Genomic DNA, 8,835 nt, shown 5'->3' on the forward strand with positions numbered 1-8,835 from the left:
CAGCTGTGCCTTTCAGCACGGGTTACCAGCTTTACCTGGCGTTACCGGCAGGCCTCCCCGGGTAAGAGCGTTAACCTTCGCCCCGCGCCCGCCCCATATACTCTACCGCCCCTTGGCAGCCTGGGATTTCGCTGTGCTATGCCAGCTCATCCGAACGGTCTAGCCTCCTATGGGGTTCTTGTTCATCAGGCCGTGGCTTTGCCTCCAACTTCCTTCAGATTCCACCTCGCAGTGGACACCCTTGCCTTCGGCTAGCAGGCTAGTGCTGCCTCGCCTGCAGTGGACTTTCACCACCGAGTTAACGCCCATGCCGGGCGCACATAAAAAATAAAAAAACCGGCGATAACCGGTTTTTCATATTTGAGTATAATTGGGCGATTCTTTTGTGATGTAGACATCGTGGGGGTGGCTTTCTCTGAGGCCGGCTGCGGTAATCCTTATGAACCGGGCCTTTTTCAGATCCTCGATGTTCCTGGCGCCGCAGTAGCCCATACCGGCCCTGAGGCCCCCAACCAGCTGATAGACTATGTCTGACAGCGGTCCGCGGTAGGGCACGCGCCCCTCTACACCTTCGGGCACCAGCTTCTTCGCGTCTTCCTGGAAGTAGCGGTCTTTACTGCCCTCCTCCATGGCCCCGATAGAACCCATTCCCCTGTACACTTTGAAGCTCCGTCCCTTGTATATTTCAATTTCTCCCGGGCTTTCCTCGGTGCCCGCGAAAAGCCCACCGATCATTACCGAATCGGCACCCGCCGCAATGGCCTTGACGATATCGCCGGAGTACTTTATGCCGCCGTCGGCTATTATGGGCACGCCGTACTCCCGGGCTTCCCGGGAGCAGTCGTAAATGGCAGTCACCTGCGGCACGCCTATGCCGGCCACCACTCGGGTGGTGCATATGGAACCCGGGCCCATTCCTACCTTAACAGCATTGGCCCCCGCTTTTATAAGGTCGCGGGTGGCTTCGGCCGTGGCCACATTCCCCGCGATGACCTGGAGTTCCGGGAATCTGTCTTTTATGGCCCCGACCGCCTTTATCACGTTCTCCGAATGGCCGTGGGCGGTATCTACGACTACCACGTCCACTTTCGCCTCCACCAGAGCCCTGACCCGGTCCATCATATCCTTACCCACGCCCACAGCCGCCCCCACCAGCAACCTGCCGTTTTGGTCTTTGGCGGCGTTTGGATATTTTATAGCCTTCTCGATGTCCTTTATCGTTATGAGGCCCTTGAGATTAAAATTCTCGTCCACCAGCGGCAGTTTTTCCACCTTGTGCTTTTTCAAAATCAGCTTTGCCTCTTCCAGAGTAGTGCCCACAGGCGCCGTGACGAGATTCTCTTTAGTCATGACGTCCTTGATTTTCTTGCTCATGTCGTCCTCGAAGCGAATGTCCCTGTTTGTGATTATGCCCACCAGTTTCCCGTTCACGGTAATGGGAACGCCGGAAATGCGGTATCGGGCCATGAGCTCCATAGCTTCTCCGATGGTGTTTTCCGGCGAGAGGTAGAAGGGATCCACTATTACACCGTGCTCCGACCTCTTCACCTTGTCCACTTCAAGGGCCTGTTGGTCTATGGACATGTTCTTGTGAATTATACCTATGCCGCCCTCCCTGGCCAGAGCAATAGCCAGCCTGGCCTCGGTAACCGTATCCATCGCGGCGCTCACGATAGGAATGTTAATCCTTATTTTATTGGTAAGCCTGGTGCTGACGTCCACGTCCTTGGGCAGGACCGCCGACCTGGCGGGAAGTACCAGTACATCGTCGAAGCTCAATCCTTCCCTGTCAAACTTGTCCAAGAAATCGCCCCCTGTACACTTATTTTTTATGTGAAAGTTTATCAAAATTCTTCACCGGTGTCAACCGTTCATTCGGGATGTTAAAAATACTGTATTTCCCTGTCAATACCCTCGACCGAAAACCTTCCATCGTTTTCCATAAAGTCCAGGATATGATCCAGCTGCCGGTTAACGTGCTCGCCGCTGTTGGAAACACAGGCCAGGCCTATCACCGCCCAACGTTTGTCGTCCTGCTTTTCCACCTCCGCCACCGATACGTTGAAGCGGCTTTTCAGCCTCTCGATGATGCTTTTCACCACCTGGCGTTTTTCCTTAAGGCTGAATGCGTCTCCCAGGAAAATCTCCACCGTCATAACTCCTACTACCATATAACATCACCCGCAGTTATCCACATAATTCACAATATTAATCCCCAACCTGTGGAAAATCACCGCATTTTTTGTATCGATATATTGTATTTTGGGACCGGTTCTGATATAATTTTGTTTGGAAAATAAAGGGGAGTAGTTCGGGGCTTTCGGGGCCTTCGGAAGCTCAACATGCTGGCGGTATCCGCCTGGGCTTTCGCCGTTTACGGGAACGAGACCTTTATTCCGGTTTTTACGTACCGGAATAAAGGTCTTTTTTATTTGGCATATTAAAACATAAATCGGGAGGTATGTTTTATGGATCTAAAGCTTTTTTTTACGGCCTTTTGTTTGCTTTTTCTCGCGGAACTGGGCGACAAGACCCAGCTTACCGTTTTCACCCTGGTAACCCAGTACAATAAGCCCCTGCCCGTGTTTTTAGGCGCTTCTCTCGCCCTGGTTCTGGTTACTTTGATTGGGGCACTGTTCGGCCACGTGGTCACCCGGTACGTACCCGCTGCCTATATGAAAGTCGCAGCGGGAGTGCTGTTCGTCGGCATAGGGGTATTTTTACTGGTGGAAGCGCTGCCCCAGCTGCTTCATCAATTGGGAAGGGGATGAAACTAGAGCCCCGGTTGTATTTCCGGGACTCTTTTTATTTACCGCTTCAGCCGCATTTGGAGTAACCGCAGGACCTGCAGACGATACAGCCGCTCTCGTGCTCCAGCACGCTATTGCACTCCGGGCAGTAGGTCCTTTGTCCTCTTTCGGGTTTCCGCTCCGGGTCGCTACCGTCTACCGTCATAGCGGTATCTCCGGCGCTGTAAATTTTTTTGATTAATTCTATGCCGTTGCCGCCTTCGGCTGAATTGGCCCCGATGTGCCGCTCTATGGCCCTGGCTATGGCGTCGGGGCAGGACAGTACCTTGATATCCTTGTTATTTGCCATCTGCCGCAGTGTGGAATGACACCTGATGCCTTTGAGCTGTTCCACGATGGATTTCACGTCAATGCCGGAACGCAGCGCCAGGGATATGAGGCGGCTGGTGGCTTCCGACTGGGACGGACATCCCCCGGCCCTGCCCAGGTTCGTAAATACTTCGCAGATACCGTATTCGTCGGAATTTACGGTTATATACAGGTTGCCGCAGCCTATCTTCACCTTTTCGGTGCTGCCGTAAGTTACGCTGGGCCTTGGCCTGGGCTTGATCTCCTTCGGTAATTCCTCACAACCGCAGGTTTCACAACCACAGGCTCCGGCATCTGACTCTTCCCTTTGGCCGGCACCCTTTTTCAGCACCTGCTCCTCGCGGCTCCCGTCCCTGTAAACGGTCACGCCCTTGCAGCCCAGCTCATAAGCGAGCAGATATACCTTCTTCACATCCTCGCGGGTGGCGCTGTGGGGGAAGTTAACGGTCTTGGATACAGCGTTGTCGGTGTATTTCTGAAACGCGGCCTGTATCCTCACATGCCACTCCGGCGATATATCGTGGGCGGTGACAAACACCCGTTTTACCTCTTCAGGAATGCCCGCTATATCTTTTAGAGAACCTTTTTCCAGAACTTCTTCCATGAGTTCCGGGCTGTAAAGCCCCCGCCTTCTCATCTCCTCCTCAAAAAGCGGGTAGATTTCGATGAGCCGCTGTTTGTCCAGGACGTTCCTCTCAAAGGCCAGGGCAAAGACGGGCTCTATGCCGCTGGAACAGCCGGCGATGATGCTGATGGTGCCCGTTGGAGCGATGGTGGTCACGGTTGCGTTCCTGAGGGGCGGCCCTCCGGGGACGTCGTATACGCTCCCGGGGAAGTTGGGGAAGGCGCCCCGGGTTTTTGCCATATCCTCCGAAGCTTTCCGGGCCTCGCGCTGGATAAAGCCCATGACCTCTTCCGCCAGTTTCACGGCCTCTTCGGAATCGTACGGGATGCCAAGCTTGATCAGCATATCGGCGAAGCCCATCACCCCGAGGCCGATCTTGCGGTTGGCCTTGGTCATCTGCTCTATCTCCGGCAGCGGGTATTTGTTTACGTCGATGACATCGTCCAGGAAACGGACCGCCATGTGCACGGCCTGTTTCAGCTGATCATAGTCGATTTCTCCGTCTTTGACGAACTTCAACAGGTTAATAGATCCCAGATTGCAATTGTGGACTATCATCCCCTCTGCTATGAGGGAATGGGTTACCGGCTCCGAAACGTCATAGACGTACGCCCGGCCGGCAGGAGTCACCGACTTGACCCGGCTTCGGCGGGAATCTCGGTATATTCTCTGCCTGTTTTTTATCCATTTAAGTAACCTTGCTTGCTTGGCAGGGTTCATGGGGAATCCTATAAGTTCGGCAAAGCGTCCTAGACTCTCGTTGGCGATGATGACATAGCTCCACTCACGGCCGTCCTTATGATGGTAAGTCCAGACACGGGACTTGATGCCCAGACCGAGAAGTAGCAGCTGAACATCACCGGCTAGTTCCCTCGACGCCGTTGTGAGGGAAACCTTGGCACGCCTGGCATCAACGGTGCCTTCGGCTCCAAACAGCCCCCTTAAGAACTCAACCTGAGCTTCTTTACAGGCCAGCATAACGGAATACGGAACCCGCTTTTCTCTGGCTAAGGCGAATTCAAATCCGCACTCCACCAGGAATTGACGAACCCCGGCGTTGGTACACCCCACCGTCAGCATACCGTTGGCGGCACGACTTCCGGCGGGAATCCTCCCGTTCGAGAGGGGGTTGATCAACCGGACGCAGAGTTCCTGGAACACCGGCAAAAGCTCGGCCTCAGCCTCGTTGTCGTCGGGTCCGAAGATCAGCCCGCTCGACTTCTCAGTATGCAAGCCATCGCCGACCATCCAGCCCATCATACGGAAGAACTTTTTTGTTTGTGAATCGGTCTCTTTCTCGGGGAACGCCCCCTCCGGCAGGTAGACGTAGTCGTTTTCGGTGAGCGCGCCGGCCGGGACCCATCCGCGCTGGGTCAGTACTTTATGATCCGGAGTCACCCGCAGGCGCTGTCCGTTATGAAGTTCGACGGTCACTATATCCTTTTTACCAATGGGGATCACGGTGGCTGGCCGAAGGGTGAGCCCGGTTTCGTTCGTGAGGAGCCCGTCGGTGTAGACCGAGATCTGCTCACCCCGGCTCTGCCTCATATAGGCTTCTTCCACGGTTTCCCAACCTTTATCCGTCATAATACGGGTATCGGCAGCGAAACAGGATTCGTACGGTAGGAGGGGTTGCTCGCCGCAATCAAATGAGATGAAGCCGTTGGTGATCCAGGTTAACGTCTCGGGTTCAGTAACGTCGAAAACCTCTTCTCGGCCTATGAATTTTATAGACTCTATCTCATCCTCAAATACAGCTGGAATTTCACCACCATCAATTTTACCGCGTTTACCGGCACGCCTTTCGAAAAGTGTTAATACTTTCGCCGTCGAGCATAGTCCTATCTCACTCATGAAACGGCTGCTGAGGGAGGGCGAAATGAGAATATCATAGTACTCCCCAAAAATATAGGTACGCTCCTGACCGGAAATTTCGAAATAGGAGCCGAAACCCGAAGCATTTTCTCGAGCCTGCCGCCGAATTTTTGACCTTATCCCGAAACCTTGCAGTAAAAGCTGGATCTCCTGAAGAAGCTCTCTTGAGGCAGAAGTGGCCCTTATACCACCTTCACCATCAATTGAACCAGAGCAAGAAAAGAAAGCGGACAAGAAAGCGGCAACAACGGATTTTGGTGCCTGAAAGATGGCTTTGGGCACCCTCCGGTAACGGGAACGGCCTGGAACAGCTCCAAATGCCTTCCATACCCGCCTGATACCCTTCGGCAACTCCAGAACAGTAGTTTTTCCACGCATTCTGATCCGGTATTGAATCCGCCACGCGTCAAGAATATCTTTGGTCCGCTGAAACAATTCCGCCTCATCCTGGCCGAAATACAGGGCACTTGAAGTGCTGTAGTAACCGTTGCCCACTAACATGCCGAGGAGGAATCCGTACTCATCATCGAACTCCAGAGGCAGGAGCCAACCGGTCCGCTGTCTGAGGTTAATCACTTCGAACGTTTCTGGCAGTAACCTACTCTCAGGGAAGGCAAAGCCGCTCTGTAACCTCACCCTGTCGCCAGGTTTTAGCTGTTCTACGGGCACCCATCGCCCATCCACAGTCTGGAGCTTATGGTCCTTCGTAGCCTTAAGGCGAAAGCCGCCTTTCGTCACAACCTCGAAGATATCCTGGACACCGTTGTTGTATACGGCGGTAATGGGCTTGAGCCCCAGCGGAGTAACGATCCTGTCGCCTACATTTAGTTTCGCCGCAGGAACGAGGCCGCGTTCGGTAGCCACCAGTGTGTCACCGGTCACGCATGGATTCGTGCTTTCAATCTGGCCCACGTGAGGCGTAGGGTTTTTAGCGTTGATGCGGTCTATGAACACGATGCCCGGTTCTCCGTTTTTCCAGGCCATGTCCACGATGAGGTCAAAGACTTCCCTCGCCTTCAACCTGCCGGTGACCTTTCCGGTATTGGGGTCCACCAGCTCGTAAGTGCCGTCGTTCTTTAAGGCCTCCATGAATTTATCCGTTATCGCGACGCTGATGTTAAAGTTGGTTAATTCATTGTTGTCTTCCTTGCACCGGATGAATTCCAGGATATCGGGGTGGTCCACCCTGAGAATGCCCATGTTGGCTCCCCTGCGCCGGCCGCCTTGCTTTACGGCTTCCGTGGCGGCGTTGAAGACCTTCATGAAGGAAACGGGACCTGAAGCTTCCCCACCGGTGGACCTTACCGTGGCCCCCTTGGGCCTTAGGCGGGAAAAGGCCATCCCCGTACCTCCACCGCTCTTATGAATCAAAGCCGCGTTTTTTATGGCGTCGAAAATGCCTTCCATCGAATCTTCCACCGGCAGCACGAAGCAGGCTGAAAGCTGGCCCAGCTCCCTGCCCGCGTTCATGAGAGTGGGAGAGTTGGGCATGAACTTCAACTCCGCCATCATATCGTAGAACTTCTCGGCCCAAAATTCCGGGTCCTGGCCGTAATTTTCCTCGGCCCTGGCCACGGCGCGGGCTACCCTCTCGATCATATCCTCCGGAGTTTCCACCACTCTACCTTCTTCGTCTTTGGCAAGGTATCGCTTTTCCAGCACCACTCTGGAGTTTTCCGTAAGCCGGAGTTCCTTCTTTTTCACCGTTTTCACCTCACCTAAAAAGCACTATTATAGCAAATCTATTATAGACTTACCGGTGTCATTTTAACAAATTTAATAAAAACCGTTTTTCATTAATCACTTTTTATTTTCAGCAGCGAGGAGGCAATTCCTTCTTGAAGCCAACCGCGTTTTGTTTAATGCTATTTCCATTATATACCGTGCGCCGCTGTATTACAAATAAAAAAGCGGCCTTCGACCGCTATGCGATACCTCAATCTTCTTTTTTGCTGCAGTCACCGCAAAGGCCGTAGAATTCCATCCGGTGATAGAAGACCTTCCAACCGTTTCGAGCAGCCACTTCCTTATCGATCTCCCGGTTTACAGGCAGGTCTTCCACATCAAAAGTTTGTCCACACTCAAGGCACACAAAATGATAGTGATTTTCAGGATTGCCGTCGTACCTGCTGTTTTTGCTGCCGTAATTCAGCTCCATTATTTCGCCCATTTCCTTCAAGGTGGAGAGGTTCCTGTATACGGTTCCCAGGCTTATGTTCGGAATTTTCTTTTTTACCTTTTCATAGATCCAATCGGCAGTGGGGTGAGTCCTGGTACTGCGCAGAACCTCCAGGATAAGGGCTCTCTGTTTGGTATTTCGCACAAACCCTTTCTTTTCTCTCTCTTCCATGTTGTTTTATTTTTCCTCCTTGGGGTTCTCAACCTTAACAAAAGTGTCCTTGGCTTCGCACTGGGGGCACTTCTTCGGCTTGCACCGACCTTCCTTCTCAAAGCCACAGGCGGTGCATTTCCAGACAGCCACACCTTTCACCTCCCACTGATGTACTTTAGTAACAATTCTTATTTAAGTTCAGCCTAAATATATACCAGTAGTCGATAAAAGTCAACAATTATTTCTCCCCACCCTATATAATTATCTTCTCCCCGTTTGGGCAGCTTATGCTCAACCTGCGGCCCTGCAAGATCTACAACCGTTCAATTTTTGGTATTGACTGAATCTCCCGTAGACGTGTATAATATAAATTAATATACATGTATACAATTATACATTAGGGGGTTGCCGGTATGACTTCTGACGATAAAAAAATAATAGACCGGGAAGACACGGTCCGTAAGATGCAGGAATACCTGGACGACCTGCTCTTTAGTTCGGCGTATATGGAATACTGAAAAGCCGTTTCTTTTTTTTTGTTGGTTAATTGTAAAATTAAATGCGACAGTAAAAAAAGTTGAACCATAGCATGAAACCCGATATGATGTTGGTTGACAAAAAACTAACACATATGGAGGGTTTCAGCTATGGTTCTTACTAAAGAGTATACCACATCACCACCCACTTTTAAACACCTTACACCCTACGAAAGAGGTAAAATTTGTGCCCTGCTCAAAGAAGGTTTCTCACCAACTCAAATCGCTAAAAAACTCGGCCGTCATCGCAGTACTATTTACCGCGAAATCAAGCGTGGTACAACGACTCAACTTCGCACAGATCTAACTACATACAGCACTTACTTCCCGGAAACCGGTCAGGTGGTG

General features: G+C 52.0%; 7 protein-coding genes and 1 pseudogene. 2 read left to right on the forward strand and 6 right to left on the reverse strand.

Annotated elements, in window-relative coordinates; genetic code table 11:
• Positions 1 to 159 precede the first annotated feature (159 nt).
• From LZ11_RS12415 to LZ11_RS11830, 3 genes are all read right to left on the reverse strand, one after another.
• A complete protein-coding gene (locus LZ11_RS12415; RefSeq protein WP_170240234.1) occupies positions 160 to 309 on the reverse strand; it encodes a hypothetical protein in 150 nt (49 codons plus the stop codon).
• Positions 310 to 354: 45 nt separating this feature from the next.
• The gene (gene guaB / locus LZ11_RS11825) at positions 355 to 1,803 is read right to left on the reverse strand and encodes an IMP dehydrogenase (RefSeq protein WP_148868071.1); all 1,449 of its coding nucleotides are present in this window, start codon (positions 1,801 to 1,803) and stop codon (positions 355 to 357) included.
• 80 nt (positions 1,804 to 1,883) lie between these two features.
• Positions 1,884 to 2,171 (reverse strand): DUF503 domain-containing protein, encoded by a 288-nt coding sequence (locus LZ11_RS11830; RefSeq protein WP_148868072.1) that lies wholly within the window; start codon positions 2,169 to 2,171, stop codon positions 1,884 to 1,886.
• A gap of 297 nt (positions 2,172 to 2,468) precedes the next feature.
• On the opposite strand from LZ11_RS11830, the gene LZ11_RS11835 reads away from it, so the two are divergent.
• The gene (locus LZ11_RS11835) at positions 2,469 to 2,771 is read left to right on the forward strand and encodes a TMEM165/GDT1 family protein (protein ID WP_148868073.1); all 303 of its coding nucleotides are present in this window, start codon (positions 2,469 to 2,471) and stop codon (positions 2,769 to 2,771) included.
• A gap of 264 nt (positions 2,772 to 3,035) precedes the next feature.
• Here LZ11_RS11835 and LZ11_RS11840 read toward each other — a convergent pair.
• The 3 genes and pseudogenes from LZ11_RS11840 to LZ11_RS11850 all read right to left on the reverse strand — a co-directional run.
• A pseudogene (locus LZ11_RS11840) lies at positions 3,036 to 7,323 on the reverse strand (LAGLIDADG family homing endonuclease); the annotation flags it as partial.
• Positions 7,324 to 7,555: 232 nt separating this feature from the next.
• Positions 7,556 to 7,969: a Fur family transcriptional regulator gene (locus LZ11_RS11845; RefSeq protein WP_148868075.1), complete on the reverse strand. Its 414-nt coding sequence runs from the start codon at positions 7,967 to 7,969 to the stop codon at positions 7,556 to 7,558.
• A 6-nt stretch (positions 7,970 to 7,975) separates the two neighbouring features.
• Positions 7,976 to 8,101 (reverse strand): RCKP-type rubredoxin-like domain-containing protein, encoded by a 126-nt coding sequence (locus LZ11_RS11850; protein WP_148868076.1) that lies wholly within the window; start codon positions 8,099 to 8,101, stop codon positions 7,976 to 7,978.
• Between the two features lie 497 nt (positions 8,102 to 8,598).
• Here LZ11_RS11850 and LZ11_RS11855 point away from each other — a divergent pair.
• Positions 8,599 to 8,835: helix-turn-helix domain-containing protein (locus tag LZ11_RS11855; RefSeq protein ID WP_148867274.1), on the forward strand; the 237-nt coding region annotated here is incomplete at its 3' end.

It is taken from the genome of Thermosediminibacter litoriperuensis (genome assembly GCF_008124715.1).
GTDB lineage: Bacteria > Bacillota > Thermosediminibacteria > Thermosediminibacterales > Thermosediminibacteraceae > Thermosediminibacter > Thermosediminibacter litoriperuensis.